The 24,361-nt window shown below is 71.9% G+C and carries 28 protein-coding genes and 1 tRNA gene; 11 read left to right on the forward strand and 18 right to left on the reverse strand.

Going from position 1 to position 24,361, the window contains the following annotated elements; translation table 11 throughout:
- Genes ACPPVX_RS12715 through aat form a run of 3 tightly spaced genes read right to left on the reverse strand, consistent with a single transcriptional unit; the run spans nucleotide 1 to nucleotide 1,781 of the window.
- Complete coding sequence (locus ACPPVX_RS12715) at nucleotides 1-285, reverse strand: DUF2277 domain-containing protein (protein ID WP_426570928.1); 285 nt, start codon at nucleotides 283-285, stop codon at nucleotides 1-3.
- Between the two features lie 5 nt (nucleotides 286-290).
- Nucleotides 291-1,055, reverse strand: coding sequence for an SDR family NAD(P)-dependent oxidoreductase (locus tag ACPPVX_RS12720; protein WP_426570929.1), 765 nt, complete (start codon nucleotides 1,053-1,055; stop codon nucleotides 291-293).
- 51 nt (nucleotides 1,056-1,106) lie between these two features.
- A complete protein-coding gene (gene aat / locus ACPPVX_RS12725) occupies nucleotides 1,107-1,781 on the reverse strand; it encodes a leucyl/phenylalanyl-tRNA--protein transferase (protein WP_426570930.1) in 675 nt (224 codons plus the stop codon).
- Nucleotides 1,782-1,885: 104 nt separating this feature from the next.
- On the opposite strand from aat, the gene ACPPVX_RS12730 reads away from it, so the two are divergent.
- Nucleotides 1,886-3,040, forward strand: coding sequence for an FG-GAP repeat domain-containing protein (locus tag ACPPVX_RS12730; RefSeq protein ID WP_426570931.1), 1,155 nt, complete (start codon nucleotides 1,886-1,888; stop codon nucleotides 3,038-3,040).
- Between the two features lie 105 nt (nucleotides 3,041-3,145).
- Here ACPPVX_RS12730 and ACPPVX_RS12735 read toward each other — a convergent pair whose 3' ends face one another.
- Nucleotides 3,146-4,000, reverse strand: a complete 855-nt coding sequence (locus tag ACPPVX_RS12735) for a 3-hydroxyacyl-CoA dehydrogenase family protein (RefSeq protein ID WP_426570932.1) — start codon at nucleotides 3,998-4,000, stop codon at nucleotides 3,146-3,148.
- Between the two features lie 63 nt (nucleotides 4,001-4,063).
- On the opposite strand from ACPPVX_RS12735, the gene ACPPVX_RS12740 reads away from it, so the two are divergent.
- Nucleotides 4,064-4,729 (forward strand): Type 1 glutamine amidotransferase-like domain-containing protein, encoded by a 666-nt coding sequence (locus ACPPVX_RS12740; protein WP_426570933.1) that lies wholly within the window; start codon nucleotides 4,064-4,066, stop codon nucleotides 4,727-4,729.
- Between the two features lie 196 nt (nucleotides 4,730-4,925).
- Here the strand turns inward: ACPPVX_RS12740 and ACPPVX_RS12745 are convergent, their stop codons facing one another.
- Nucleotides 4,926-5,753 carry a peptidylprolyl isomerase gene (locus tag ACPPVX_RS12745; RefSeq protein WP_426570934.1) on the reverse strand — a complete coding sequence of 276 codons (828 nt, stop codon included), beginning with the start codon at nucleotides 5,751-5,753 and terminating at the stop codon, nucleotides 4,926-4,928.
- 138 nt (nucleotides 5,754-5,891) lie between these two features.
- Between ACPPVX_RS12745 and ACPPVX_RS12750 the strand changes: the two genes are divergently transcribed.
- The 3 genes from ACPPVX_RS12750 to ACPPVX_RS12760 are packed head-to-tail and all read left to right on the forward strand — an operon-like array spanning nucleotide 5,892 to nucleotide 8,781.
- Nucleotides 5,892-6,452 (forward strand): transcriptional regulator, encoded by a 561-nt coding sequence (locus ACPPVX_RS12750; RefSeq protein ID WP_426570935.1) that lies wholly within the window; start codon nucleotides 5,892-5,894, stop codon nucleotides 6,450-6,452.
- 25 nt (nucleotides 6,453-6,477) lie between these two features.
- Nucleotides 6,478-7,698, forward strand: a complete 1,221-nt coding sequence (locus ACPPVX_RS12755; RefSeq protein ID WP_426570936.1) for an aspartate kinase — start codon at nucleotides 6,478-6,480, stop codon at nucleotides 7,696-7,698.
- A 54-nt stretch (nucleotides 7,699-7,752) separates the two neighbouring features.
- Nucleotides 7,753-8,781: an aspartate-semialdehyde dehydrogenase gene (locus tag ACPPVX_RS12760; protein ID WP_426570937.1), complete on the forward strand. Its 1,029-nt coding sequence runs from the start codon at nucleotides 7,753-7,755 to the stop codon at nucleotides 8,779-8,781.
- Nucleotides 8,782-8,847: 66 nt separating this feature from the next.
- Here ACPPVX_RS12760 and ACPPVX_RS12765 read toward each other — a convergent pair whose 3' ends face one another.
- A complete protein-coding gene (locus ACPPVX_RS12765; RefSeq protein ID WP_426570938.1) occupies nucleotides 8,848-9,129 on the reverse strand; it encodes a MazG nucleotide pyrophosphohydrolase domain-containing protein in 282 nt (93 codons plus the stop codon).
- Nucleotides 9,130-9,162: 33 nt separating this feature from the next.
- On the opposite strand from ACPPVX_RS12765, the gene ACPPVX_RS12770 reads away from it, so the two are divergent.
- Nucleotides 9,163-9,639 (forward strand): type II toxin-antitoxin system PemK/MazF family toxin, encoded by a 477-nt coding sequence (locus ACPPVX_RS12770; protein ID WP_426570939.1) that lies wholly within the window; start codon nucleotides 9,163-9,165, stop codon nucleotides 9,637-9,639.
- A gap of 27 nt (nucleotides 9,640-9,666) precedes the next feature.
- Here the strand turns inward: ACPPVX_RS12770 and ACPPVX_RS12775 are convergent, their stop codons facing one another.
- The 4 genes from ACPPVX_RS12775 to ACPPVX_RS12790 form a co-directional block, all read right to left on the reverse strand.
- Nucleotides 9,667-10,116: a hypothetical protein gene (locus ACPPVX_RS12775; protein ID WP_426570940.1), complete on the reverse strand. Its 450-nt coding sequence runs from the start codon at nucleotides 10,114-10,116 to the stop codon at nucleotides 9,667-9,669.
- A gap of 211 nt (nucleotides 10,117-10,327) precedes the next feature.
- Nucleotides 10,328-10,978: an HAD hydrolase-like protein gene (locus ACPPVX_RS12780; RefSeq protein ID WP_426570941.1), complete on the reverse strand. Its 651-nt coding sequence runs from the start codon at nucleotides 10,976-10,978 to the stop codon at nucleotides 10,328-10,330.
- Nucleotides 10,979-11,007: 29 nt separating this feature from the next.
- Nucleotides 11,008-11,853: an ABC transporter permease gene (locus ACPPVX_RS12785; RefSeq protein WP_426570942.1), complete on the reverse strand. Its 846-nt coding sequence runs from the start codon at nucleotides 11,851-11,853 to the stop codon at nucleotides 11,008-11,010.
- Complete coding sequence (locus tag ACPPVX_RS12790; protein ID WP_426570943.1) at nucleotides 11,850-12,797, reverse strand: ATP-binding cassette domain-containing protein; 948 nt, start codon at nucleotides 12,795-12,797, stop codon at nucleotides 11,850-11,852. Before ACPPVX_RS12790 ends, ACPPVX_RS12785 begins: the two co-directional genes overlap by 4 nt.
- Nucleotides 12,798-12,898: 101 nt before the next feature.
- On the opposite strand from ACPPVX_RS12790, the gene ACPPVX_RS12795 reads away from it, so the two are divergent.
- A complete protein-coding gene (locus ACPPVX_RS12795) occupies nucleotides 12,899-13,684 on the forward strand; it encodes a TetR/AcrR family transcriptional regulator (RefSeq protein WP_426570944.1) in 786 nt (261 codons plus the stop codon).
- Between the two features lie 2 nt (nucleotides 13,685-13,686).
- On the opposite strand, the gene ACPPVX_RS12800 is transcribed toward ACPPVX_RS12795, so the two are convergent.
- Nucleotides 13,687-13,763: transfer RNA gene (locus ACPPVX_RS12800), tRNA-Pro, on the reverse strand.
- Nucleotides 13,764-13,817: 54 nt separating this feature from the next.
- A complete protein-coding gene (locus tag ACPPVX_RS12805; RefSeq protein WP_426570945.1) occupies nucleotides 13,818-14,237 on the reverse strand; it encodes a response regulator in 420 nt (139 codons plus the stop codon).
- A gap of 114 nt (nucleotides 14,238-14,351) precedes the next feature.
- Between ACPPVX_RS12805 and ACPPVX_RS12810 the strand changes: the two genes are divergently transcribed.
- Nucleotides 14,352-14,696 carry an STAS domain-containing protein gene (locus tag ACPPVX_RS12810; RefSeq protein WP_426570946.1) on the forward strand — a complete coding sequence of 115 codons (345 nt, stop codon included), beginning with the start codon at nucleotides 14,352-14,354 and terminating at the stop codon, nucleotides 14,694-14,696.
- Between the two features lie 3 nt (nucleotides 14,697-14,699).
- Here ACPPVX_RS12810 and ACPPVX_RS12815 read toward each other — a convergent pair whose 3' ends face one another.
- The 3 genes from ACPPVX_RS12815 to ACPPVX_RS12825 are packed head-to-tail and all read right to left on the reverse strand — an operon-like array spanning nucleotide 14,700 to nucleotide 17,820.
- Nucleotides 14,700-15,743, reverse strand: coding sequence for a DinB family protein (locus ACPPVX_RS12815; RefSeq protein WP_426570947.1), 1,044 nt, complete (start codon nucleotides 15,741-15,743; stop codon nucleotides 14,700-14,702).
- On the reverse strand, nucleotides 15,740-16,864 hold the full coding sequence (locus ACPPVX_RS12820; protein ID WP_426570948.1) for an ArsA family ATPase: 1,125 nt from the start codon (nucleotides 16,862-16,864) through the stop codon (nucleotides 15,740-15,742). The genes ACPPVX_RS12815 and ACPPVX_RS12820 overlap by 4 nt, the downstream gene beginning before the upstream one ends.
- Nucleotides 16,861-17,820, reverse strand: coding sequence for an ArsA family ATPase (locus ACPPVX_RS12825; protein ID WP_426570949.1), 960 nt, complete (start codon nucleotides 17,818-17,820; stop codon nucleotides 16,861-16,863). Before ACPPVX_RS12825 ends, ACPPVX_RS12820 begins: the two co-directional genes overlap by 4 nt.
- An 87-nt stretch (nucleotides 17,821-17,907) precedes the next feature.
- Here ACPPVX_RS12825 and ACPPVX_RS12830 point away from each other — a divergent pair, with 87 nt between their 5' ends.
- Together ACPPVX_RS12830 and ACPPVX_RS12835 are read left to right on the forward strand one after the other, a co-directional pair.
- Complete coding sequence (locus tag ACPPVX_RS12830) at nucleotides 17,908-19,251, forward strand: NfeD family protein (RefSeq protein WP_426575034.1); 1,344 nt, start codon at nucleotides 17,908-17,910, stop codon at nucleotides 19,249-19,251.
- 130 nt (nucleotides 19,252-19,381) lie between these two features.
- Nucleotides 19,382-19,642, forward strand: a complete 261-nt coding sequence (locus tag ACPPVX_RS12835; RefSeq protein ID WP_426570950.1) for a WhiB family transcriptional regulator — start codon at nucleotides 19,382-19,384, stop codon at nucleotides 19,640-19,642.
- Nucleotides 19,643-19,654: 12 nt separating this feature from the next.
- On the opposite strand, the gene ACPPVX_RS12840 is transcribed toward ACPPVX_RS12835, so the two are convergent.
- Both ACPPVX_RS12840 and ACPPVX_RS12845 read right to left on the reverse strand, forming a co-directional pair.
- Nucleotides 19,655-20,071: a hypothetical protein gene (locus tag ACPPVX_RS12840; protein ID WP_426570951.1), complete on the reverse strand. Its 417-nt coding sequence runs from the start codon at nucleotides 20,069-20,071 to the stop codon at nucleotides 19,655-19,657.
- A gap of 20 nt (nucleotides 20,072-20,091) precedes the next feature.
- The gene (locus ACPPVX_RS12845) at nucleotides 20,092-21,867 is read right to left on the reverse strand and encodes a DEAD/DEAH box helicase (RefSeq protein WP_426570952.1); all 1,776 of its coding nucleotides are present in this window, start codon (nucleotides 21,865-21,867) and stop codon (nucleotides 20,092-20,094) included.
- 142 nt (nucleotides 21,868-22,009) lie between these two features.
- On the opposite strand from ACPPVX_RS12845, the gene ACPPVX_RS12850 reads away from it, so the two are divergent.
- Complete coding sequence (locus ACPPVX_RS12850) at nucleotides 22,010-23,653, forward strand: HsdM family class I SAM-dependent methyltransferase (protein ID WP_426570953.1); 1,644 nt, start codon at nucleotides 22,010-22,012, stop codon at nucleotides 23,651-23,653.
- Here the strand turns inward: ACPPVX_RS12850 and ACPPVX_RS12855 are convergent.
- Complete coding sequence (locus ACPPVX_RS12855; RefSeq protein WP_426570954.1) at nucleotides 23,626-24,312, reverse strand: hemerythrin domain-containing protein; 687 nt, start codon at nucleotides 24,310-24,312, stop codon at nucleotides 23,626-23,628. The genes ACPPVX_RS12850 and ACPPVX_RS12855 overlap by 28 nt on opposite strands.
- Nucleotides 24,313-24,361 lie beyond the last annotated feature (49 nt).

Consider the following 24,361-nt stretch of genomic DNA (forward strand, 5'->3'; position numbering starts at 1 on the left):
TCAGGAGGCGGCGGCCGTGGCCTCGGCCTCGGCTTCCTTCTTCGCCTTGATGCGGCGGATCGGCGGGTCGTACTTGGGCGGGACCTTGCGCGGCGGCAGCGCGTGCAGGAGGTCGTGCGAGGCCTCGGTGATGATCGCCACGGCCCGCTCGAACGCCTCCTCGGTGGCCTCGGAGGTCTTCTGCACGCCGCTGATCTTGCGGACGTACTGGCGGGCGGCCGCCTCGATCTCCTCGTGGGTGGCGTGGGGCTCGAGGCCTCGCAGGGTGGTGATGTTGCGGCACATCGGGATCAGCCTTCCTGGTCGGTGGGGCGGATGAGGATCTCGTTGACGGCCATGTGGCGGGGCCGGGTGACGATGAAGGAGATGGCGTCGGCGATGTCGGTGGCCTGCAGCCGCTCGACCGTGGCCATGCGCTGCTCGAGGACCGCTCGAGCGCCTTCGCTCAGGTGCGTGGCCAGCTCGGTGGCCACCGCTCCCGGCTCCACGAGCGACACCCGCACGGAGCGGCCGGTGACCTCCTGGCGCAGCGACTCGCTGAAGGCGCCGATGCCGTGCTTGGTCAGGTTGTAGACGCCGCTGCCGAGGCGGGGGACGCGGCCGGCCACGGAGCTGATGTTGACGAGGTCGGCCACCCGGCGCGGCGAGTCCTCCGCGGCGCGCAGCAGGTGGGGCAGGGCGGCGTGGGTGCACGCGAGCAGGGCCTGGACGTTGAGCGCCACCATGCGGTCCCAGTCGCTGACCGGCGCGTCGACGATCGGGCCCAGCAGCATCACCCCGGCGTTGTTGACCAGCGTGTCGAGGCGGCCGAAGTGCTCCACCGTCTGGGCCACCGCCGCGGCGGCCTCGCCGTCGGCCGTCACATCGCTCTCGATGGCGAGCGCGGTGCCCCCGGCGGCACCGATCTCGGCCACGAGCGCATCGAGCCGGTCGACCCGGCGGGCGAGCACGGCCACCGAAGCGCCGGCCTCGGCGAGCTGGCGGGCCGTGGCCTCGCCGATGCCGCTGCTCGCACCGGTCACCAGCGCGACGGTGCCATCGAGTCGTTCGGTCACGGGATCTCCCTGGGTCGTCGAGGTTCCCTGTCTACCGCCGGTCGGGCCGGCTCACGACTGGAACGCCGTCGGCAGCGGTCCGCGCACGGCGTGTGGGAGGAGCTCGAGGTACTGCGAGCGAGGGATCTCGACCGCCCCGAGGGTGGCGAGGTGGTCGGTCTTCCACTGCACGTCGAGGAGCTCGGCGCCCCCGGCGAGCAGGGCCTCGACCAGGCCCACGAGCGCCACCTTCGACGCATCGGTGGCCCGGTGGAACATCGACTCGCCGGCGAACAGGCCTCCGATGGCGATCCCGTACAGGCCGCCGACCAGCTCGCCGTCGGCCGACCACGTCTCGACGCTGTGGGCCCAGCCCCGCCGGTGCAGGTCGCGGTAGGCGTCCTTGATGGCCCGGTTGATCCAGCCGTGCGGGCGCCGGGGATCGCCGCACGCATCGATGACCTGATCGAACTCGGTGTCGATGCGGACCTCGAACCGCTCGGTGGCCTTGCGGAGCGACCGGCTCACCCGCAGCCCCTCGAGCGGGATGATCCCCCGGGGGTCGGGCGACCACCAGCCCGGGGCCCGGCTCCAGCGCACCGGCATGGGGAACAGCCCGGACCGGTACGCCGCCAGGATCGTGCCGGGCGCGAGGTCGGCACCGATGGCCACCAGGCCCGATTCGTCGGCGCGGTCCGGGTCGGGCATCTCCCAGGATGACGGTGGGGGCTCGAGCGGCAGGGTCATGGTCGAAGGTGAGTATGGCCTGCGCATCCTTGCCTCGGACCGCCTCGGCGGTCACAGTGGTCCGAGCGGGTCGCGGGGCCCGTCTGACCAGGAGGACACCCAGCATGCGCGCCGCTCGCTCTTTCGCCGCTGCCGCCACGATCTGCGCCGGCCTGCTGCTGCCGTCGGTCGCGCACGGCGCGCCGCTGCAGTTCTTCGCCGAGTCGGCCCCCACCTCGGCCAGCTACGACGGCACCGGGGCCACCCCGCTGGTGGGCGACTTCAACGGCGACGGCAACGACGACCTGTTCCTGTACCGGCCCGGCGCCGCCACCGAGACCGTGAAGTGGGGCCAGAACTCGCGCACGTTCAGCACCTCCACCGCCGCCACCTACCAGGTGAAGGGCACGTACCAGCCGTTGGTCGGCGACTTCGACGGCAACGGCGTGACCGACATCTTCTGGTACGCCCCGGGGCCCGCGGCCGACACGCTGTGGGCGTTCCACCCGGGCGGCTCCAAGACCGTGGTGCCCAAGACCGTCAACGGCACGTTCAAGCCGATCGTGGGCGACTTCGTCCGGGAGGCGGGCGACCCCGACGGCGCCCTCGACATCTTCTGGTACGCCCCCGGCACCGCCGCCGACTCGCTGTGGGAGGCCACCGGCGGCAGCCACTTCCACGCCATCCCCCAGACCGTCAACGGCAGCTTCACCCCGCTGGTCGGCGGCTTCACGCCCAAGACCGGCTCGGCCTACGGGGGCAGCGTCGACCTCAGCGTCGACATCTTCTGGTACGCCCCCGGCAAGGCGGCCGACTCGCTGTGGAACGGCCACAACGACGGCACCTGGACCAAGATCCCCAAGACCGTCAACGGCACCTACAAGCCGTTCGTCGGCCTGTTCGACGGCTACGGCGTCGACGACATCTTCTGGTACTCGTCGTCGGGCGCCGACTCGGTGTGGCTCGGCGATCCCGACACCGGCGCGCAGGACGCGTTCGGCGCCTCGATCGGCTCGGGCTACACCCCCGTGGTGGGCAGCTTCTTGATCCCCGACGAGCCGATCTACTGGTACTCGCCGACGGGCCCCGACGACTTCTGGCTCCCGCAGGGCGCGCCCGGCACGTGGGACTACAGCACCCTGGCCAACAACACCGACATGGGGCCGGGCTACCAGCCCCAGACCGGCGACTTCGACGGCGACGGCCACAACGACATCTACTGGCTCCGCCAGGGCACGGGCTCCGAGCGCATGTTCTGGGGCCCCAACCCCGACGCCTGACGCGCCGAGGCCCCGGCGCAGGGCCGGGGCCTCGATCACGGATCCTGAGCCGGCCGACGACGGGGCCGTACCGTCCGAAGGCGACCCCCGGCGGCAGGAGCTACCTCAGCGCGAGTAGTCGTAGAAGCCGAGGCCGGACTTCCGGCCGAGCTGGCCGGCGGTGACCATGCGGCGCAGGGCGGGCACGGCGGCGTAGTTCGGGTCGCGGAACTCGTTGTAGAGGGCGTCGAGGATGCTCAGCGAGGTGTCGAGGCCGACGAGGTCGAGCAGGGCGAGCGGGCCCATCGGGAAGTTGCAGCCGCCCTTCATGGCGGTGTCGATGTCGTCGCGGCTGGCCGTGCCGTTCTCGAGCATGCGCACGGCGTTGTTCAGGTAGGGGAACAGCAGCGCGTTCACGATGAAGCCGGCGCGGTCCTTGACCTCGACCGGGTCCTTGCCGCAGGTGCGGGCGAACTCGGTGACCTCGGCCACCGTCTCGTCGGAGGCGGTGAGCGGCCGGACGATCTCGACGAGCGACATCATCGGGGCCGGGTTGAAGAAGTGGACGCCGACGACCTTGTCGGGGCGGGCGGTGGCGACGGCCATGTCGATCACCGAGAGGGTGGAGGTGTTGGTGGCCAAGATGGCCCCGTCCTTGACGATGCCGTCGAGCTCGGCGAACAGCGCCTTCTTGACGTCCATGTCCTCGACGACCGACTCGATCACGAGGTCGCAGTCGGCGACGGCACCGATGTGGTCGGTGGCGGTGACCCGGGCCAGGGTGGCGTCGCGGTCCTCCTCGGAGAGCTTGCCCCGCTCGACCTGCTTGGCCAGCGACTTGGTGAGCGAGGCCACCATGGCCTCGGCCGTCGCCTGCTTGCGGGACCGCAGGACCACCTCGTGGCCGGTCTTGGCCGCCACCTCGGCGATGCCCGACCCCATGATCCCCGAACCCAGAATGCCAACGCGCTTGATCGTCATGGGCGGTCAAGTTACCGAGCGGTCAGGTCCAGCGCCCAACCCATGCCTCACTAGGGTCGGGCCATGTCTGGACATCTGGCGTTGGTCGGTGGTGGCGAGTTCACCGAGGGGTGCACCTTCGACGCGGGGTTGGTGCAGGCCAGCGGGGGCGCCGAGGTCCTCGTGGTGCCCACGGCGGCGGCCTACGAGCACCCCCAGCGGCTCGTCGAGCGGGCGGTCAGCTGGTTCGACCAGCTCGGGGTCAAGGCGACCGGCCTCGACCTCCTGGCGCGCCCCGATGCCTCCGACCCGGCCGTGGTCGACGCGCTCGCCGCGTCGAGGTTCACCTACCTCGTGGGCGGCTCGCCGCTGCACCTGCGCTCGGTCATCAAGGACTCGCCGGCGTGGGACGCCATCTCGTCGGCCTGGGCCGGGGGCGGTGTGCTCGCCGGCTCGGCGGCCGGGGCCATGGTCCTGTGCGATCCGATGGTCGATCCGCGCGGCGGCGCCTTCACCCTGGGCCTCGGGCTGCTGCCCGGCGTGGCGGTCATCCCGGCCCACGACCACTGGTCCGAGGATGCGGCCCACCGCACCCGGCAGATGAGCCCGGCCGCGCTCGTGCTCGCCGGCATCGACGAGCGCACGGCCCTGATCCGCGATCCCGAGGGCACGTGGAGCGCCGAGGGCGCCGGCGACGTCGTGGTGTTCGTGGGCGGCGAGCCCGCCGATCTGACCGCCCTGCCCAGCTGAACCCAGCGCCGGCTTTCGCCGAAGGCGATGGGCCCGAGCGGCCCGGTGCTGGAGGCCCGCCAGGGCCGGAAGCACCCAGAGCGGATCAGTACGGCATGGGTAGCTCAACGACGAAGTCGGGGAGAGGAGACCCCGGCGAGGCCGGGCGTGGTCTTGGTCCGCCCTCGCACCGAAGGAGAGCTGAGGCCGAAGGCCCTCAGCTCTCCTTGACGGTCACCGACTCGATGGTGACCTGCTTCGACGGCGTGCCCTGCCCGTCGCCGCTGTCGAGGGCCGCGATCTTCTGGAGGACGTCGAGGCCCTCGGTGGTCTTGCCGAACACCGTGTAGGTGCCGGCCGAGGAGCCGAGCTGAGCGGTGTCGCCCAGGTAGGCCCCGCCTTCGTTGGCCAGGAAGAAGAACTGGGCGCTGCCGCTGTTGGGCTGGCCCGTGTTGGCCATGGCGATGGTGCCGGGGGCGTAGTCGGCGGAGCTGAAGGGACCGCCCTCGTCGGCGATCGTGTAGCCGGGGCCCTGGTCGCTGTTGTCCTGGGTGTGGGGCGAGCCGCCCTGGATGATCCCGGTGTTGGCCTCGGTGCGGAACAGGTCGGTGCCGTCGAAGTAGCAGTTGCGGCTGAGGGCGATGAAGTTCGCCGTGGTGTCGGGGGTGCGCTTGGTGTCGAGCTCGAGCACCACCGTGCCCTCCGTGGTCTTCACCGTGGCGGTGTAGGTCTTCGCCGGATCGATCTCGAAGGTGGGTGCCTTGTCGTAGTCGATCACCGCCTTGCCGGTGTCGGAGGTCGTGCACGCCTTGGCGCCGGAGGAGGCGGCGGCCGTGGTGCTGGTGGTCTCGGCCGCACCGTCGCTGGCCGACGACGAGCAGCCCGTCAGCACGTTGACGAGGAGGAACACCGCGACGATGAGGACGCCGGCGATGACCACGGTGCGGATGGTCTGGTTGCGCCGGGCCTTGGCCTCGGCGAGGCGCTCGGCCTCGAGCTTGGCGGCCTTGTTGGCCTTCTGACGATCCCGCTTGTCGGTTCCCATGAGGCCGAGACCCTATCCGTCGGCACCCGGTGCGGAGGGCGCGCCGACGGCCCCGATCCGCTCCGCCTCGTAGCGGCGCGAACGCTGCTCGTAGCAGTTCGGCTGTTCAGGCGCTCGGAGAACGGCCAGAATGGACCGATGCGCGCCGAGGACCACGCCGATGACCCCATCGACCCCGACGACGATGTGCTCGCCGATCCCGACGACAAGGCCTTCAGCGCGTCGGTCGGCCAGCGCCTGCGAGCCATCCGGCAGGCCCAGGGCCTGTCGCTCGCCGAGGTGGAGGCCCGCTCAGAGGGCCGGTGGAGCGCGTCGGCCGTGGGGGCCTACGAGCGCGGCTTCCGCACCCTGTCGCTGCCCCGGCTCAAGAGCCTGGCCGACTTCTACAAGGTGCCGGTGGCCGTCCTGCTGGGCGAGCCGCTCCCCGTCGAGTCGGCGGTCGAGCGCCGCAAGATCGTCCTCGACCTGGTCGCCCTGGCCAAGATCGATCCGGCGGCGCCGATACGGCGGTTCGTGCAGTCGATCATCGAGGCTCGTGGCGACTTCAACGGGCGGGTCCTCTCGCTGCGCCACGACGACCTGAAGGCGCTCTGCACCCTGGTGGGCGGCGACATCCCCACCGGCGTCGCCCAGCTCCGGTCCTGGGGCGTCATGATCGACGGGCCGGAGATCCCCAACGATCCCCTTGGCCGTCTCTGACCTCGGTCAGGTACCGTCCCCGGCCGTGGGTCTCGTCGTCCAGAAGTTCGGTGGCACGTCCGTTGCCGACCCCGAGCGCATCCGTGAGGTGGCCAACCACGTGGCGCGCACCCTCCGCCGCGGCGACCAGGTGGTCGTCGTCGTGTCCGCCATGGGCAAGGAGACCGACGAGCTGCTGCACCTGGCCTCGCAGGTCTCCAAGACCCGGCCCGGCCGCGAGATGGACATGCTCATCACCGCCGGCGAGCGCAAGGCCACGGCCCTGCTGTGCATGGCCCTGCACGACATGGACATCCACGCCGACTCCTTCACCGGCAGCCAGGCGGGGTTCATCACCGACACCAACCACATGAACGCCAAGATCCTCGAGGTGCGCGCCGACCGCGTGCGCGCCGCCGTCGAGGCCGGGCACGTCCCGGTGGTGGGCGGGGCCCAGGGCGTGTCCACCGACAACGACGTGACCTTCCTGGGCCGCGGCGGCTCCGACACCACGGCGGTCGCCCTGGCCGAGGCGCTGGGCGGGGTGTGCGAGCTCTACACCGACGTGTCGGGCGTGTTCACCACCGATCCGCGGGTAGTGCCCGTCGCCCGCCGCATGAACCACATCTCGTTCGACGAGATGCTCGAGATGTGCGCGGCCGGCTGCCCCAAGCCCGCCATGCGCGCCGTCGAGTTCGCCCGCACCCACAAGGTCAAGCTGCACGTCCGGTCCGCGTTCACCTGGGAGCCAGGGACGTGGATCACCGAGGAGGAACCCAACATGGAAGATGCCATCGTCTCCGGGATCGTCGGCGACGACTCCGAGGCCAAGGTCACCATCACCGGCGTGCCCGACCGTCCGGGCGTGTCGGCCGTGCTGTTCCGGGCCCTGGCCGACGCCGACGTGAACGTCGACATGATCGTGCAGAACGTGTCCGAGGCCGGGATCACCGACATCTCCTTCACCGTCCCCGCCGAAGGGCTCGAGGCCAGCGTCGCCATCGCCGAGCGCGTGGCTCCCGCCATCGGCGCCGACGGGGTCACCTACGACCCGTCCATCGCCAAGGTCTCGCTGGTCGGCGCGGGCATGAAGACCAACCCCGGCGTGGCCGCCACCGTCTTCGAGACGCTGGCCGCCAACCACATCAACATCGAGATGATCTCCACCTCGGCCATCCGCATCTCGTGCGTGGTGGCGGGGGAGGAGTGCGACGCCGCCGTGGCCGCGCTCCACACCGCCTTCGGCCTCGACCTCACCACCCCCTGAGCCCCGCCTGAATCGCCTTGGGGGCGGCCCTGGGGTCGCCGGTAGCCTGGGACGATGCGCGTAGGGATCGTTGGAGCAACTGGTCAGGTCGGCGGCGTCATGCTGAGGATCCTCGAGGAGCGCGCCTTCCCCGTGACCGAGCTCCGCCTGTTCGCTTCGGCGCGCTCGGCCGGCCGGGCGCTGCCGTGGGCCGGTGGCGAGGTGGTCATCGAAGACGCCGCCACGGCCAGCTTCGAGGGCCTCGACATCGTGCTGTTCAGCGCCGGTGGCGCCACCTCCAAGGAGCTCGCCCCGCGCGTGGCGGCCGCCGGGGCCGTCGTCATCGACAACTCATCGGCGTGGCGCATGGACCCCGACGTGCCGCTGGTGGTGGCCGAGGTCAACGGCCACGCTGCCTCCGTGCGCCCCAAGGGCATCATCGCCAACCCCAACTGCACCACCATGGCGGCCATGCCGGTGCTCGGCCCGCTCCACCGGGAGGCCGGTCTCAAGAGCCTCGTGGTGTCCACGTACCAGGCGGTCTCGGGCGGCGGCCTCGCCGGCGTCGCCGAGCTCGACGAGCAGGTCAAGAAGGTGGTCGATCAGGCCGCCGGCCTCACGTTCGACGGCGCTGCGGTCGAGTTCCCCGAGCCGCAGAAGTTCCCCGCTCCCATCGCGTTCAACGTCATCCCGAAGGCCGGCTCCATCGTCGACGACGGCCTCGATGAGACCGACGAGGAGCAGAAGCTCCGCAACGAGACCCGCAAGATCCTCGACATCCCGGAGCTGGCGGTCTCGGGCACGTGCGTGCGGGTGCCGGTCTTCACCGGGCACTCCCTGTCGATCAACGCGTCGTTCGAGCGGCCGATCTCGCCCGATCTCGCCCGCCAGATCCTCGACTACGCCCCCAGCGTCGAGCTGGCCGACGTGCCCACGCCGCTGATGGCCGCGGGCCAGGACCCCACCTACGTGGGGCGCATCCGCGTCGACGCCACGGTGCCCAACGGCCTGGCGCTGTTCCTCTCCAACGACAACCTGCGCAAGGGCGCGGCCCTCAACGCCGTGCAGGTGGCGGAGCTGGTCTCGGCCGAGCTCAACTCGTAGCGGCGTCGAGCAGGTCGGGCTGGGCCGCCCCGACCGCCTGGGCGAGGCCGCCGAACAGCGATCCGCCTAGGGGCAGGAGCAGGGGATGGTGCCGCAGCGAGGGCAGCCGTCGGCGTAGCGGGCCGCGGCATCCTCGAGCGACAGGTCGAGCTGGTGGGCCAGCGACGCCAGCCAGGCCAAGACATCCGAGAGCTCGTGGCGCTGCTGGTCCACCGTGCCCTTGCGCACCGCCTGGGCCAGCTCGCCCAGCTCCTCGCACAGCCAGGCCACGGTGGCGGCCGTGCCGCGCTCCCGGTCGCGCTCGCCGTAGGTCTGGGCGATGGTGGCTTGGAACTCGTCGAGGTGCACGACCGGAGCGTAGGGCCGTCCTAGTCTCCGGCGATGCCGGGAACGGGTGCGCTCAAGCGCTTCAAGGACAAGGTGGCGGGCTCGATCCGGCGGGGCGGCAGCGGCGCTCCGGCCACCGACACGTCGGCCACCGGGGGCATCGAGGTCTCCTACCGGCCGGTGCGCAACGGCGCGGCCGATCCCGGCGAGGTGGTCTGGACGTGGGTCCCGTTCGAGGACGATCCGTCCCAGGGCAAGGACCGCCCGGTGCTCGTGCTCGGGTGGGACGGCCCGCTGCTGGCCGCCGTGCAGCTGTCGAGCAAGGACCACTCGGCGCGCCGCGACGCCCACGAGTGGATCGAGGTCGGCCGCGGCGCGTGGGACCCCGAGCGCCGCGTCAGCTACTGCGATGCCAGCCGGCTGCTGCGGGTGGAGCCCACTGCGGTCCGGCGGGAGGGCGCCGCGCTCGACGAGGAGGCGTTCGCCCGCGTCCTGGCCCGGGTGTCCGAGCTGCACGACTGGCGGCGCTGACCCACGAGCCGTCGCGTGCCGGGCCGCTCAGGCGGTGGCGCGCTCCGTGTCGGTCGCGACCGTGAGCACCGGTTGCTCCGGCACCGTCCCGGGCCGGGGCGGCCGGCCGTCGACGAGCACGGTGCGGGGCAGCTCGTCGGGCGCCAGCTGGGCGAGGACGCGGGTCAACGTCGGGCGGGTCGCCGGGGTGGTCGGCGGGGCCTGGTCGGCCGGATCCGTCGCGTCGGGCCGCGTGGGCAACGGTGCAGGCTCCTGCCAGCCCTCGATGGCGGCGTGCATCGAGCGGGCGAGATCATCGTCGATCCGGGCGGGACCCTCGATCGCGTCCTGGTCGCGGAAGACCGGACCGATGCGACCGCCGAGCACCCGGTGCACCCAGGCATCGCGGGTGGGAGAGAAGCGCCAGCCCGCCGCGCGCAGGATCCGCAGCTGAGCCGGTGAAGCGACCTTGCGACGACGATGAGACCTGCGAGCCATGATCTCCTCCCCGGTGACAACGGCATCAATATTGTATTGCGCAACCTTTGCGCGTGCCAGTGGCTCGGCCGGCGGCGAGCCGCCTCGGCCGGGGTAGCCCTCCCCTGACGGGGCGTCGGCACGACGGTCCGGGTCTCCCCATCAGGTGGCATCCCGTCTCGACGACGACCCGTGGGCGCGCCTCGGCGCCTCGGCGCCTGAGCGCCGCGGGTCAGGGCAGGCGCAGGAGCAGCTCGCCGAGGGCGGCAGGGGTGGCGACGATGTGGTCGGGCTTGGCCGCATCGTGCTCGCCGGGCTCGGCGTAGCCCCACGTGACGGCGACGGCGATGCAGCCGTTGGCCTTGGCGCCGTCGATGTCGTGGTGGCGGTCGCCGACCATCGCCACGCGCGTCGGATCGGGCTGGCCGAGCTGCGCCAGGGCGTCGCCGACGATGACGGACTTGGAGCGGGGATGGCCGTCGGCCACCCCACCGGCCACCACCTGGAAGTGGCGGCGCAGGTCGAAGTGCTCGAGCGTGGTCTCCGCTTGGTACACCGGCTTGGCGGTGGCGAGCGCCAGCGGCACCCCGGCCTCGCCGAGGTCGGTGAGCACCGAGACGATCCCGGCGATGACCGCAGCCTGGAACAGGCCGACCTCGGTCATGTGGGCCCGGAACGCCTTCACCACCACGTCGTGGTGCTCGGTGGGCAGCCCGTAGCGGTCGAGGTTGTCGCGCACCGCCGGCCCGATGATCCACGTGAGGTCGGCGTCGTCGTCGGCCGGGTGGCCCACCGAGGCGACCGCGTGGCGGAACGCCCCGGTGATCCCCTCGGCGGGGTCGGTCAGCGTTCCATCGAGGTCGAACAGCACCGCGTCGAGCATGCGTTCGACGGTAGGCGACCGAGCGATCGTCACCGGCCGGCCGCCTTGAACCTCCGGACCGACAGGGTGACGAACACGGCGAGCAGCACGACGGCCCACAGCAGCGAGGCGGCCACGGGGTGCTGGAGCGGGAGGGGGAGCGACCCGCTGGTGGGGACGGACGCGGTCCCCATGAACAGCTGGCGGCAGGCGGTGACGAGCGCGCTGACCGGGTTCCAGTTGGCGAGGACCCGCAGCAGCGTCGGCATGTTCTCGGTGGGCACGAAGGCGTTCGAGAGCATGGTGATCGGGAACACCAGCGGGATGAGCTTGTCGGCGGTCTCCTCCTTGAGCGTCAGGCCGAGCAGGGTGCCGCCCCAGCTCACGGCGTAGCGGAACAGGACCAGCAGCCCGAAGGCGGCCACGGCGGGGCCGGGCCCGTTCGTGGGGTGCCAGCCGACCAGGTAGCCGAACCCGACCATCACGAGCATGGCCAGGACGCCGAGGATGATGTCGGCGCCGGTCTGGCCGACCAGGACGGCGGACCGGGCCATCGGCATGGAGCGGAACCGGTCCATCACGCCCCGGCCCTGGTCGGAGGCGACCGACATCATCGTGGAGATGCCGCCAGAGATGGCGGTCATGGCGAACAGGCCGGGCATCAGGTACAGGCGGTAGTTGCCGCCGCCCGGCACGCGGATCGCGCTGCCCAGGACGTAGCCGAACAGCACCACCATGAGGGCGGGGAACATGAGCTCGGCGGCGATCTCGCCCGGCTGGGCGCGGAGGTGGTCGAGGTTGCGGCGCACCACCGTCCAGCCGTCGGCGATCGTCCAGCGGATCCGCTCGGCCGTGGTGGCCGGTGGGGTGGGCAGGTGGGTCAGGTCGGTCATCATGCGGTCACCTTCTCTTCGTCGGTCAGCTGGAGGAACACCTCGTCGAGCGTGGGGCGGCGCATCGCCACGTCCTCGATCCCGATGGCGCAGCGGTCCAGCTCGCGCACCACGTCGATGAGGGCGAGCGAGCCGCCGTCGGTGGCGGCGAGGATGCGCCGGTCGTCGCGCTCGATGGTGGGCGTCGAGCCGGTGACCCGACCCACGATCTCGGTCCCCTGCCCGAGCAGGGCGGCGTCGCTGAGCACCACCTCGACGTGGCTGCCGATGGTCTGCTTCAGCACGTCGGGCGAGCCCTCGGCGATGATCCGGCCGCCGTCGATCACGGCGATGTGGTCGGCGAGCTGGTCGGCCTCGTCGAGGTACTGGGTGGTCAGCAGCACGGTGGTGCCGTCGTCGACCAGCGCCCGCACCGACTCCCAGATCTCGGCGCGGGCCCGCGGGTCGAGCCCGGTGGTGGGCTCGTCGAGGAACAGGACCGGCGGGGCGATCAGGAGGCTGGCGGCGAGGTCGAGCCGGCGGCGCATGCCCCCCGAGTACGTGCGGACGGGGCGGTCGGCCGCGTCGGTGAGCCGGAACTGCTCCAGCAGGGCGTCGGCGCGGGCCCGGGCCTGGCACGGCGTGAGGTGGAACAGGCGCCCGAACATGACGAGGTTGGCCCGGCCGCTCAGCACCTCGTCCACCGACGCGTGCTGGCCCGCGAGCCCGATGCGGTAGCGCACGGCCTCGGCCTCGGTGGCCACGTCGAACCCGTCGATCTCGGCTCGTCCGCCGTCGATCGCAGCGAGCGTCGACAGGACCCGGACGAGGGTGGTCTTCCCCGCGCCGTTCGGGCCGAGGAGGCCCTGGACGGTGCCGCGGGGCACCCGCAGGTCGAGGCCGTCGACGGCGCGCTTCTCCTCGTACTGCTTCACCAACCCCTCCACGATGATCACGTCGTCGGTCATGTGCTCTTCCTCTCTCGGTCATTGACTGCGTACACTGTGCGCAGTCAATGTACACACTGCGAACACTGTTCGCAATAAGCCAGTTCGTATCGTGAGGCTCCATGGCTGCCGCCCCTCCCCCTGACCGCTCGGCCCCGCCGCCGGTCCCCGCGCCCATCTGGGCCCGCCCCGAGCGCTCGACGCGCGGCCCCAAGCCCACGCACACCCGCGACGAGATCACCGCTGCAGCCATCGCCATCGCCGACGCCGAAGGCATCGATGCCGTCTCCATGCGCCGGGTCGCCGGCGAGCTGCAGGTGGCCGCCACCTCGCTCTACCGCTACGTGGCCAAGAAGGACGAGCTGTTCGAGCTCATGGTCGACGCGGCCGCCGGAGAGCTCCCGCACGCCACCACCACCGGCGACTGGGTCGCCGACCTCCGCGCCCTGGCCGAGCGCGAGCGCGAGCAGCTGAAGCGCCACCCGTGGCTCCTCCGGCTCCCGACGGGGCGCACCGGCCTCGGGCCCCAGAACCTGCGGAACCTCGAGCACGGGCTCTCGATCGTCGATGGCCTCGGCCTCGACATCGACGACATGGTGATCGTGCTCTCCACCGTCCTGGCCCTCGTCCACGGGTTCGTCATGAGCGAGCTGGCCGACCAGGAGGCCACCCGGCGGTCAGGCCTCGACCAGGAGGCCTGGATGGAGACGATGCTGCCGTACGGCAGCACCATCATCGAGGCCAACGAGTACCCGCTGGTGGTGCGGGTGATGCTCGAGGCCGAAGGCCCCCACGCCCCCGATCAGGACGACCGGACGTTCCGCTTGGGCCTCGACCGGGTGCTCAGCGGCATCCAGGCCAGCATCGAAGGAGCCCCACCCCTGCGAGGGGATGGGGCTCCATCGTGATCTGGTCGGGGTGGCGGGATTTGAACCCACGACCTCTGCGTCCCGAACGCAGCGCTCTACCAAGCTGAGCCACACCCCGGTGTTGTGCGGAGGGCAACCGTAGCCCGCGGGCTGGCGGTCCCTCCATCTGGAATCAGCTGGCCGTGCCCACCTCGGGGGAGGTGGCCATGCCCTCCTGGTACGTCTCGCCGGCGAGCAGCGCGGTGGCGGCCCGGCGGAGGCGGAACGAGTCGAGCGGCTTGACGATCCAGCCGTCGGCCTCGGCCCGGTTGGCGAGGAAGGCGTCGACATCGCGGTCGAGCAGGATCATCACCGGGATGTGCGGAAGCAGGTCGACCGACTCGTCGAGCCGGATGTCCATGCAGGCCGCCATGCCGCCCATGTTGCCGATCTGGAGGTCGAGGACCACCAGGTCGGGGTCGAGCTGGTGCACGGCCGGGAGCACGTCGACCCCCTGGCGGACCCGGAGGACCTCGATGTCGTCGCCCGCGAGGGCGGCGTCGATCTCTTCGTGGATCCAGTCAGCATCGGTGGCGAGCAGCACGCGTGGCACGGCGACACGCTAGCCCCCGCCCCACCCTCGGCTCCATCGAGCAAAAGGCCTGCTCACCGTCCCCTAACCGAATCCCGGGAACCGGACATCGGGGGGCTTGGGTACGATCACCGGGTGCTGGAGATCGAAGTCGACCACACCGAGAGCCACACGCTGTGCCGCCCCGTGGGCGAGCTCGATGCGTACACGGTGGCCAACTTCCGAGATGCGCTGGGCGAGCTGGCGCACCAACCTCGGGTGGTGATCGACCTCTCGGAGGTCCCGTTCATGGACTCGGCCGGCCTCGGCGCGCTCATCGGCGGCATCCGCCGGGCGCGCGAGCAGGGCGGCGAGGTGGCCGTGGCCTGCAGCCGCCCCACCCTCACGCGCCTGCTGCACACCACCGGGTTCGACCGCATCGTCCCGGTCACCGACACGGTCGACGCCGCCATCGCGGCGGTGGCCTCGCCCGTCACCTGACGGTCAGCCGCCGGCCGCCGCGTCCAGCGCCCGTCGGGCGTCCCAGCGGTGGTGCACCACCTCGTGGAGCGCGAAGCGCGCCAGCAGCTCGATCGTGAACCGCTCGCGCCCCCGGCGCGTGGCGGAGCGCTCCCAGTCGTCGTCGGTCACCAGGCGCAGGGCCTCGGAGAGCTTGGCGGCGTTGCGGCCCAGATCGTCGACCACGGCGCCCACGTCGGACTCGTTGGCCATGCCGTCGGCGATGTCGGCCTCGTGGTCCCACCACCCCAGCTCGGGCTGGTGCTCGGCGAGGGTGCGGATCACGCGCTCGGCGAACACGGCGAGCGCGTCGCGGGTGTGCACGCCGTGCTCGAGCGCGGACCACGACCCGGGAGCCGGGCGGCGGCGCACGTCGTCGTCGTCGGCCGCGGCCAGCAGGTCGCCGAACGAGTGGACCTCGTCGCGCACCTGGGCGCCGATGGCGCGGGCGGCCAGCTCGCCGTTGGGCAGCCCGCAGCCGGCGCAGCGCTGGCCGTCGGCGACCAGCGGGTACCAGGCCTCCTCGACCGTGCCCGGCCCGCCGTCGGTGCGGGCGTCGTCGGCCGCCGCCTGCGCCGCCACGGGCTCGGGCTCGGAGGGTGCTGGTGGCCGTGGAGCGTCGCTCGGGACGGGCTCGGTGGTGGAACCGTCGAAGGCGGCGTCGGGCTCGACACCGCCCACCGGCGAGCCGACCCGCCACAGGTTGCCGTCGAGGTCTTCCGTGGCGAACTCGCGGATCCCGTAGAACTGGTCCTCGGGCTCGGCGATGATGCGGGCGCCCACCGCGGCCCAGTGGGCGTGCACCGCGTCGACGTCGGCCACGCGGAGGTAGGCCCCCGACGCGCTCTGGCCTCCGGCCATCGTGGGATCGAGCTCGACCAGGTGCAGCTCGGCGTCGTCGAGGGCGAGGATGGCGTAGCCGTCGTACTCGGCCCGGAGCTCGAAGCCCAGGCGCTGGTACCAGGCGGTCGACCGGATCACGTCGGCCACGGGCAGGACCGGGACGGTGGTGGTGCGGGGCCCGCTCATGCCCGTCCGAAGAGGTGGTCGCCCACCAGGGCCAGGCCGGTGAGGTCGTGCACGTCGGAGCGCAGGAACGGCACCCGGATCACCGGCGCCGGGTCGACCATCTGGGCCAGGCCGGTGAGGTGGTCCTCCTCGCGGTGCGCCACCAGCGAGAAATCGGCCAGGTTGCGGTAGAGCCCGCCGAGGTCGCCGCCCTCGAACGTCTGCGCCCGCTCCCGCAGGGCTTCGGGCATCTCGTCGGTGAAGTGGGGGTGCATGCGGTTCACGATCAGCGCCGAGATGGGGATGTCGGCCTCGGCCAGCTTCTCGGCGAAGAACTGGGCCTCGGCCACGGTGTCGCGCTTGGGCGAGGCCACCAGCACGTACGACGTGGCCGGGCTGGTGAGGAGGTCGAGCACCTTCTCGGCGCGCTCCTTGAACCCGGCTTCCATGCCGTCGAAGGCCTGGAAGAAGGTGATGGCGTCCTCGAACACGCTGGCGCCCACCACCTTCGACACCTGCCGCACGAACGCCTGGGCGGCCACGTTCACCGCCTTCATCACGCCGCGGGTGGGGGCCATCAGCACCCGGTAGAGGCGGTGGTCGAGGAAGCGGGTGAGGCGCCGGGGGGCATCGAGGAAGTCGAGGGCGTTGCGGCTGGGCGGTGTGTCGACCACGACGATGTCGAACGCGTCGTCGTTGTGCAGCTCGTAGAGCTTCTCCATGGCCATGTACTCCTGGGTGCCCGAGAGCGCTCCGGAGATGTTCTTGTAGAAGCGGTTGGCGAGGATCCGCTCGGCCTGCTCGGGATCGGACGAGTAGGTGGTGACCAGGCCGTCGAAGGTGCTCTTGGTGTCGAGCATCACCGCGGACAGCTCGCCGGGCCAGGGGCCGTCGATCGCCTTGGGCGTGTTGCCGATGCCGTCGAGGCCGAGGGCGTCGGCGAGCCGCTTGGCCGGGTCGATGGTCACGACGACCGCCCGCCGGCCCTTGGCCGCGGCCTCGATGGCCACCACCGCGGCGGTGGTGGTCTTGCCCACGCCGCCGGACCCCGAGCAGATCACGATGCGGCTGGTGGCCACCAGCTCGTCGAGGCCCGGCGCGGGCTCCGGGGCGGCGTCGGCGGCGCTGGTGGTGTCGGTCATGGGAGCGCCCCGATGCCGCCGAGCAGCGAGTCGGCCAGCAGGTCGAGCTGGGTGGGGCCGAGCTCGGCGTCGAACAGGTAGGGCAGCGCCAGCTGGGGGAGCGGGAGGGCGTCGGCGAGGCGGGCGACCTGCTCGGCCTGCAGCGCCATGCGCTCGCGGCGGAACCCGGCCGCGGCCTCGAGCGCCTCGGCCTCGCCGGGGCGGAGGGAGGCGCCGACCGCCTTCGCGGCGGCAGCGGGCGCCACGTCGAGGCCCGGCAGGACCGGGTAGCAGCCGTTGACCACCACTGGCCCGAGGCTGATGCCGACGCGGTCCTCGAGCTGGTACGCCGTCTCCACCAGCTCGTTGACCGGTGTCTCCTCGGGGAGGGTGACGAGCACCACCTGGCAGCGGTCGGGGTCGGAGAGGAGCCCCAGCACGTCCTTGGCCTGGGCGTTGATCGGCCCGATGGGCACGGCGTCGGCCAGGCCGCTGGCCGACTGGAGGAACGTGATGGCGTGCCCGGCCGCCGGCGCGTCGAGGATGAGCAGATCGGCCAGGCCGGCGCGCTCCATCTGCTTGATCTTCCCCAGCACGAGGATGTCGCGGATGCCGGGGATGGCGGTGGACACCATGTCGAGCGCCCCGCTGGTCATGAGCCGCTTCGAGATGCGGCCCATGTCGGAGTCCTCGAGGTACTCGACGAGCGATTCATCGGGGGTGACGGTGCGGGCCCGCACATCGGCGCGCCCGCTGGCGGGATCGGCGGGGGCCAGGGTGACCTCGTCGTAGGAGAAGGCAGGGCAGCCGTACATCGACGCCAGGCCCGACTTGCCCTCCACCTCGATGATGAGCGACGACAGGCCCGAGCGGGCGGCGGCGCGCGCCAGGGTGGCCGAGACGGTGGTTTTGCCCACACCTCCCTTGCCCGCGACGATGACGAGACGAGAAGCCGTGAAGAACTGTGCTGGATCCACTCCAGTTCCCCTCACCGTTGGCTTCATCCGGAGGCACTCGCGTTGCGCAGACTACCCACCCCCGTTGTCGCCCTTGCCACGTTGGCTGTGGCGCTGGGCACCGTGTTGGCCCTGGCCAACCCGGTCGCGGCCCGTCCCCGCGCGCCCCAGCAGTCGAGCGCCGACGACCCGGGCCGGGTGAGCATCATCAAGGTCGAGGGCCTGATCGATCCGGTCATGGCCGACTTCATCGACCACTCAATCTCCGACGGCGAAGCGGCGAACGTGGTGGCCGTCGTCCTCCAGATGGACAGCTCCGACTCGATCGTCAGCGACCAGGTCCTCGCCGACCTCGCCGACCACATCCACAACGCCACCGTGCCCGTCACCGTGTGGGTGGGCCCCAGCGGTTCCAGCGCCACGGGCGGCGCCGCCCAGCTGGCGGGATCGGCCCAGCGCCTGGGCATGGCCCCGGGCACCCGGCTGGGCAAGACCGGCCCGCTCGTCGTCCCCGAGGCCGACCTGTCCCCGGCGTTCGTGAAGGCGCAGGCCCGCCTCGAGACGGGCACGGTGAACCCGGCCGAGGCCCGCAAGCTCGGCCTCACCTCCAAGGGCGACCAGGCCATCATCGGCCAGTTCGTGATCGGCATCCCGGGCGTGCAGACCAAGCAGGTGCACGAGGGCGGCAAGATCCGCCTCCAGCCGGTGACCACGCCCGTGTTCTCGTCGCTCCCCGTGCAGGACCAGCTGTTCCACACCGTGTCGAGCCCGCCGGCGGCCTACCTGCTGCTGATCATCGGGCTGTCGCTGATCATCTTCGAGTTCTTCACCGCCGGCGTGGGCGTGGCCGGCCTGGTGGGCGCCGGCTGCTTCGTGATGTCGTGCTACGGGTTGGCCAACCTGCCGGTCCGGCCGGTGGCGCTGGGGCTGCTGGTCCTGGCCATGTTCGGGTTCGCGGTCGACGTGCAGACGGGCGTGCCCCGGCTGTGGTCGGCCATCGGGGTGGGGGCGCTGATCATCGGCTCGTTCACCCTCTACGACGGGTTCGAGCTGTCGTGGATCACCCTGCTCGTCGGGATCGTCGGCGTCACGATGGCGATGGTGGCGGGCATGCCGGCGATGGTGCGCACCCGGTTCTCCACGCCCACCATCGGCCGTGAGTGGATGATCGGCGAGGAGGGCGAAGCCGTCACCAACGTCTCGCCTGACGGCGTCGTGCGCGTCCGAGGCGCCCTCTGGCGGGCCCGCACCAACCGGGCCACCCCCATCGACCTGCGGTCCGGCATCCGGGTGGTCGAGGTCGACGGGCTCCTGCTCGAGGTCGAGCCGCTCGAGGGCGGAGCCGTCGACTACCGCGAGAAGCGCCGGGGCGAGGACGCCGATGGCGATCCCGACGAGGCCACCGACGACGGCCGGGTGCTCATCGACGGCAAACCCCTCGACGACCTCTGACCTGGGGCGACGCCCCGGTCACGCTTGACCTCGCGCTCGCAAGAGTTGCCCAACGCGCTCGCGAAAGTTGGGGGTTGTGCCCGGTCATGACCGGTTCTACCGTCCCCTTTCACCGAAAGGGGGCTTTCTGGTGAGTGCACAACGATCTGGTGACGAATGGCAGCTCCGGGCTGCATGCAGGGGACCGCAGGCTGCGGTGTTCTTCCCTCCGGGGACGTTCGAGCGCAAGGACGAGAAGCTGGCGCGGGAGGGCAGGGCGAAGGAGATCTGCCGCACCTGTCCATCGAAGCGTCCGTGCCTCGACTACGCGGTGTCCATTCGTGAGCCGCACGGCATCTGGGGCGGCCTCAACGAGGCCGAGCGCAAGGGCTTGATGATCCAAGCGGTCTGATCCCCTCGGGCCTCAGGCCTTCGGCGGATCAGGTGGTGCATCCACCCCGAGCTCCTTGCGGATCGCATCGAGGCGGGCCTTGCCCTCGCGCTCGCGGCGCTCCAGCTCCAGACGCGCCTCGGACACCTCGGCGTCCTCGGGGGAGGGTGCCGGTGCTGCCGCGCCCGGCGTCGCCGCCGGGGCCGGTGCGGGCTGGTCCGGCTTCGCGGCCGCCTCGGCCGCCTCGGCCTGGTGCTCGGTCTCCCACTCGATGCGGGCGCGTGCCTCGTCGAGCGTGGGCGCGGCGCCGTCGCTGGCGAGCCACGGCTTGTCGGCGGCCTTGGCCTGCTGCTCGGCCTCGAGCCCGTCGAGCTCGGCGTTGCCCGAGCTGACCAGGCCGTCGAGCTTGGCCTGGGCGTACTTCAGCCACTTGCTCACGTTCGCTGCCATGGGAGGCAGTCTCGCGGGGATCAGTCGTGGTCGCCGCGGTCCTTGCGGACCGCCGCCTTCTTCCCTCGGATGGTGGTGGCCGACATGGCGCTGATGACCCGGTCGACGGAATCGGTGGGCACCTCCACCAGGGCGAAGCGGTCGAAGATGCGGATGGCGCCGATGTCGTTGCCGCGCAGGTGGGTCTCGCCGGCGATGGCACCGACCAGGTCCTGGGGGCGCACGCCGTCGCCGCGGCCCGCCCCGACGTAGAGCCGGGAGGTGTCGCCCTGCGGGCCGCGCGGACCCCGATCACCGCGGTCGTCGCGGTCCTTCTTGCCCTTGTAGGGCTTGCCGGGCTTGTCCTTGTCCCAGGCCTTGGCGCCCTTGCCCTTGGCGCCCTTGTCCCACTTGTCGCCCTTGGGCTTGTCGCGGGTGGCGATGTCGGGGATCTCCTCGACGTCCTCGGTGGCGCCGCTGGCCTCGTGGACCAGCTTCACCGCGGCGAGGGCCACGTCGGCCAGCTCGAACTCGTCGGCCAGGGCGTCGACGACGGCACGGAAGCGGTTGAGGTCGTCGCCGGACTCCAGGGCCTCTCGCACCTGATCGAGGGTGAGCTCCATCTGGCGGGCGCGCAGGTCGGCGACCGTGGGGATCTTCTCGATCTTGATGGTCTGCTTGGTGAGCCGCTCGATGTTGTCGAGCAGGCGGCGCTGGCGGGGCTCGGCCAGGGTGATGGCCACGCCCTCGCGCCCGGCGCGGCCCACGCGGCCGATGCGGTGCACGTACGACTCGGGGGCCGACGGCACGTCGAAGTTGACGACGTGGGTCAGCTGATCGACGTCGAGCCCGCGGGCGGCCACGTCGGTGGCGACGAGCAGCTCGGCGGTGCCCGAGCGGAGGCGGCTCATGACCCGGTCGCGCTGCTCCTGGTTCATGCCGCCGTGGAGGGCCTCGGCCCGGTAGCCGCGGCCGTTGAGCGTCTCGGTGAGCTCGTCGACCTCGCCGCGGGTCTTGCAGAACACGATGGCGGCGGTGGGCGACTCGACGTCGAGGATGCGCCCGAGGGCCGCCGCCTTGTGGGTGCGGGCGACGAGGTAGGCGCTCTGGCGGACGCGGGGCGCCTCACCGGCGGCGACGGTCTCCCGGTCGATCTGGATCCGGATCGGGTCCTTGAGGTGGCGCTTGGCGATGGACGCGATCCGCGGCGGCATGGTGGCCGAGAAGAGGACGGTCTGCCGCTCGAAGGGGCAGGCATCGAGGATGGCGTCGATGTCCTCCGCGAAGCCCATGTCGAGCATCTCGTCGGCCTCGTCGAGCACCACCAGCTCCACCGCGTCGAGGGGGAGCGTGCCGCGGTTGATGTGGTCGACGGCGCGGCCGGGGGTGGCCACCACCACGTGCACGCCGCGCTTGAGCACCTTGAGCTGGTGCACGATCGGCTGGCCGCCGTAGATGGGCAGCACGTGGGCGTCGAGCTCGCGGCCGTACTTGTAGATGGCCTCGGAGACCTGCACCGCCAGCTCGCGGGTGGGCACGAGGACCAGCGCGAGCGGCTCGGCGGCCGCCCCGGCGACGATGCGCTCGAGGATCGGCAGCGCGAACGCCGCCGTCTTGCCGGTGCCCGTGGCGGCCTGGCCGAGCAGGTCGCGGCCGCTCATCACGGGCGGTATCGACTCGGCCTGGATGGGCGTGGGCTCCTCGTACCCGAGGGCGTTGAGGGCGTCGAGCAGCTCCACGCGCAGGCCGAGGTCGGCGAACGTGGTGGTGCTCTCCTCGGTCGCGGCAGGCGAAGGGGAAACGGAATCGTCGGTCATGTCTGGCTCCACAGCGGTGAGCCGGTCGACGTGCAGGGCCGGAGGCGGCGCGGGGGTCGTCGTGTGACTCGAACGGATGAGCCATCCAGGCTAGGCGTCCGAAGGCCTGGTCCCACAGTGCGGCGCCTGCCAGGCTGCACCGATGGCCACGGACCACGAGCGTTCGCTCGACGCCAGCGGGGTCCGCAAGGGGCTCGGGGCGTACTACACGCCGGCCGACGTGGTGGAGGGGCTGCTCGACCTGGCGCTCGATCCCGTGCTCCGCGCCCTGGAGGTGGGTGGCCCCGATGCGGTGGCCACGCTGCGGCTGATCGACCCGGCGTGCGGCACCGGCAACTTCCTCGTCGCGGCCGCGAGGCGCATCGTCGCGGTGCTCGAGGAGCTGGGCGTCGACGAGCACCGGGCCGCGGTCGACGCGGTGCGCTGCGTCCGGGGCATCGAGATCGATGCCGCCACCGCCCGCCTGTGCCGGGCCCACCTCCGCGAGATCGACCCGTCGTGCAGCGGGCGCCAGGTGAAGCGCGGCGACGCGCTGCTCGACCCCTCGCTGGCGCGCGAGGGCACCTTCGACGTGGTGGTGGGCAACCCGCCGTTCCTCAGCCAGCTCGACGCCTCGACCGCGCGCGGCGTGCAGGGCGGTGCCGCGCTGCGGACCCGCTACGGCGACGCGGTGGCGAGCTACACCGATCCGGCTGCGCTGTTCCTGGTGCTCGGCCACCGGCTGGCGCGCCGCGACGGCGGGGTGCTGGCCATGATCGAACCGATGTCGGTGCTGACGGCGCGCGATGCGTCGGGGGCACGGGCGGCGGTGCTCGAGGGCTCGGCGCTGACCGACCTGTGGGTGCTGGGCGAGGGCGTGTTCGATGCCTCGGTGGAGGTGTGCGCGCCGGTGATCGTGCGCTCGTCGGTCGCCACCCGGACCCTCCTCCACACCGGTCGCGAGCGCGTTCCCGGGGTGCTCGTCGCTCCGCCCAAGGGGGCCGACCGCTCGTGGTCCGCGCTGCTCGCCGACCACGGGGGCCTGCCCCGGCGGACGCTCGAGACGTCCGGCACCCTCGGCGGCCTGGCGTCGGCCACCGCCGACTTCCGCGACCAGTACTACGGCCTGGCTCCGCACGTCGTCGATCAGCAGGTGGCCGACGACGCCGTGCGCCCTCGGCTCGTCACGTCTGGCCTCATCGACCCGGCCGACCTGGCGTGGGGGCGCCGGTCCACCCGCTTCAACAAGGCGACCTACCAGCACCCTCGCGTCGACCTGGCCGCGCTCGATCCGAAGCTCCGACACTGGGCCCGCACGCGGCTGGTGCCGAAGGTGCTGCTCGCCACGCAGACCCGCGTGCTGGAGGCGGTGGTCGACGACCACGGCCTCCTCGTGCCGTCGGTGCCGGTGATCTCGGTGGTGGCGTCACCGGGAGACCTGTGGCGCGTCGCCGCCGTGCTGACGTGCCCGGCCGTGGCGCTCGAGGCGGCCCGCCGGCACCTGGGCTCGGGCCGCAACTCGCGGTCGATGCGGCTGCGGGCCCAAGAGGTGCTGGACCTGCCGATCCCCGCCGACCTCGATCGCTGGGATGGGGCGGCCACCTTGCTGCGCACCGCGGCGGTGCTGCGCGCGTCGGGCCACCCGTTCGACCTGGCCGGCCACCGCGCCCACCTGCAGACCGTCGGCCGCCTGATGGACGAGGCGTACGGGCTGGTCGACGACGAGGAGCTGCTCGGCTGGTGGCTCGAGCAGCTCCCCACGATGGCCGAGCCGGTGGCTCAGGCCCCAGGGTCCGACGGTCCGTAGGCGGCCTCGATCAGCCGGTCGTATCGCGGCTTCACGAGCCGGTGGAAGAGGCGCATCGCCGCCGGGACCTGGGCGAAGAACGCCTCCCGCTCGGCTCCGTCGATCGACTCGACCGACCAGGGGGCCACGAACATGAAGCCCTTCTTCTTCCCGTCCTTGATCGCCCGCTGCTGGAGGGCGTCGTACTCGTCGGCCGTGTAGTGCCGCCAGTACATCGGGAGCACGTCGTCGTCTTCGACCTCGAGGTGGGCGTGGATCAGGGTGTTGAGCTCCCGGCCCATCTCGAGGGCGGCGGCCTTCGCCGGCTCGAACGGTGCCTTCGGGTCGGCGAGCGCGGCCATGAGCGCGGGCCAGCGGGCAAGGAGGTCGTCCATGGCCTTGTGATCGGTCCCGAGCCGATCGATGATCGGGCCGACCGCGGGGATCCGGGTGCGCAGCTCGGGGAAGAAGACGGCGTCCTCGACGTAGTGGTGCTCCTCCAGCTCGAACGTGAAGCCCTTGACCCACCGCTTGAGGGCGGGGATCCGGCGGGCTCGGTCGGCCGGCGTCAGGGCCTCGACCGTCGCCACGTAGCGGACCAGGTCGGCGCGCATGTGGCGGTGGACGGCGAAGAAGAACGTCAGGTCGGGGGTGGTGGTGAGGGTGCTGGTGGTGTCCATGGACGCATCGTGCGACGGGGCGATTGGAAGGGCATCGGAGGTCGGTGGG

The organism is Aquihabitans sp. McL0605 (assembly GCF_049993875.1).
In the GTDB taxonomy this organism is placed as follows: domain Bacteria; phylum Actinomycetota; class Acidimicrobiia; order Acidimicrobiales; family Iamiaceae; genus Aquihabitans.

Bases quoted from the DNA above. Each gene is read 5' to 3' on its own strand.
- ACPPVX_RS12730 (WP_426570931.1), top strand. From the start codon at position 1,886: ATGCGCGCCGCTCGCTCTTTCGCCGCTGCCGCCACGATCTGCGCCGGC.
- ACPPVX_RS12795 (WP_426570944.1), top strand. From the start codon at position 12,899: ATGGCTGCCGCCCCTCCCCCTGACCGCTCGGCCCCGCCGCCGGTCCCC.
- ACPPVX_RS12820 (WP_426570948.1), bottom strand. From the start codon at position 16,864: ATGACCGACACCACCAGCGCCGCCGACGCCGCCCCGGAGCCCGCGCCG.
- ACPPVX_RS12785 (WP_426570942.1), bottom strand. From the start codon at position 11,853: ATGATGACCGACCTGACCCACCTGCCCACCCCACCGGCCACCACGGCC.
- ACPPVX_RS12855 (WP_426570954.1), bottom strand. From the start codon at position 24,312: ATGGACACCACCAGCACCCTCACCACCACCCCCGACCTGACGTTCTTC.
- ACPPVX_RS12815 (WP_426570947.1), bottom strand. From the start codon at position 15,743: ATGAGCGGGCCCCGCACCACCACCGTCCCGGTCCTGCCCGTGGCCGAC.
- ACPPVX_RS12745 (WP_426570934.1), bottom strand. From the start codon at position 5,753: ATGGGAACCGACAAGCGGGATCGTCAGAAGGCCAACAAGGCCGCCAAG.
- aat (WP_426570930.1), bottom strand. From the start codon at position 1,781: ATGACCCTGCCGCTCGAGCCCCCACCGTCATCCTGGGAGATGCCCGAC.
- ACPPVX_RS12735 (WP_426570932.1), bottom strand. From the start codon at position 4,000: ATGACGATCAAGCGCGTTGGCATTCTGGGTTCGGGGATCATGGGGTCG.
- ACPPVX_RS12760 (WP_426570937.1), top strand. From the start codon at position 7,753: ATGCGCGTAGGGATCGTTGGAGCAACTGGTCAGGTCGGCGGCGTCATG.
- ACPPVX_RS12750 (WP_426570935.1), top strand. From the start codon at position 5,892: ATGCGCGCCGAGGACCACGCCGATGACCCCATCGACCCCGACGACGAT.
- ACPPVX_RS12780 (WP_426570941.1), bottom strand. From the start codon at position 10,978: ATGCTCGACGCGGTGCTGTTCGACCTCGATGGAACGCTGACCGACCCC.
- ACPPVX_RS12845 (WP_426570952.1), bottom strand. From the start codon at position 21,867: ATGACCGACGATTCCGTTTCCCCTTCGCCTGCCGCGACCGAGGAGAGC.
- ACPPVX_RS12740 (WP_426570933.1), top strand. From the start codon at position 4,064: ATGTCTGGACATCTGGCGTTGGTCGGTGGTGGCGAGTTCACCGAGGGG.
- ACPPVX_RS12775 (WP_426570940.1), bottom strand. From the start codon at position 10,116: ATGGCTCGCAGGTCTCATCGTCGTCGCAAGGTCGCTTCACCGGCTCAG.
- ACPPVX_RS12770 (WP_426570939.1), top strand. From the start codon at position 9,163: ATGCCGGGAACGGGTGCGCTCAAGCGCTTCAAGGACAAGGTGGCGGGC.
- ACPPVX_RS12790 (WP_426570943.1), bottom strand. From the start codon at position 12,797: ATGACCGACGACGTGATCATCGTGGAGGGGTTGGTGAAGCAGTACGAG.
- ACPPVX_RS12840 (WP_426570951.1), bottom strand. From the start codon at position 20,071: ATGGCAGCGAACGTGAGCAAGTGGCTGAAGTACGCCCAGGCCAAGCTC.
- ACPPVX_RS12715 (WP_426570928.1), bottom strand. From the start codon at position 285: ATGTGCCGCAACATCACCACCCTGCGAGGCCTCGAGCCCCACGCCACC.
- ACPPVX_RS12850 (WP_426570953.1), top strand. From the start codon at position 22,010: ATGGCCACGGACCACGAGCGTTCGCTCGACGCCAGCGGGGTCCGCAAG.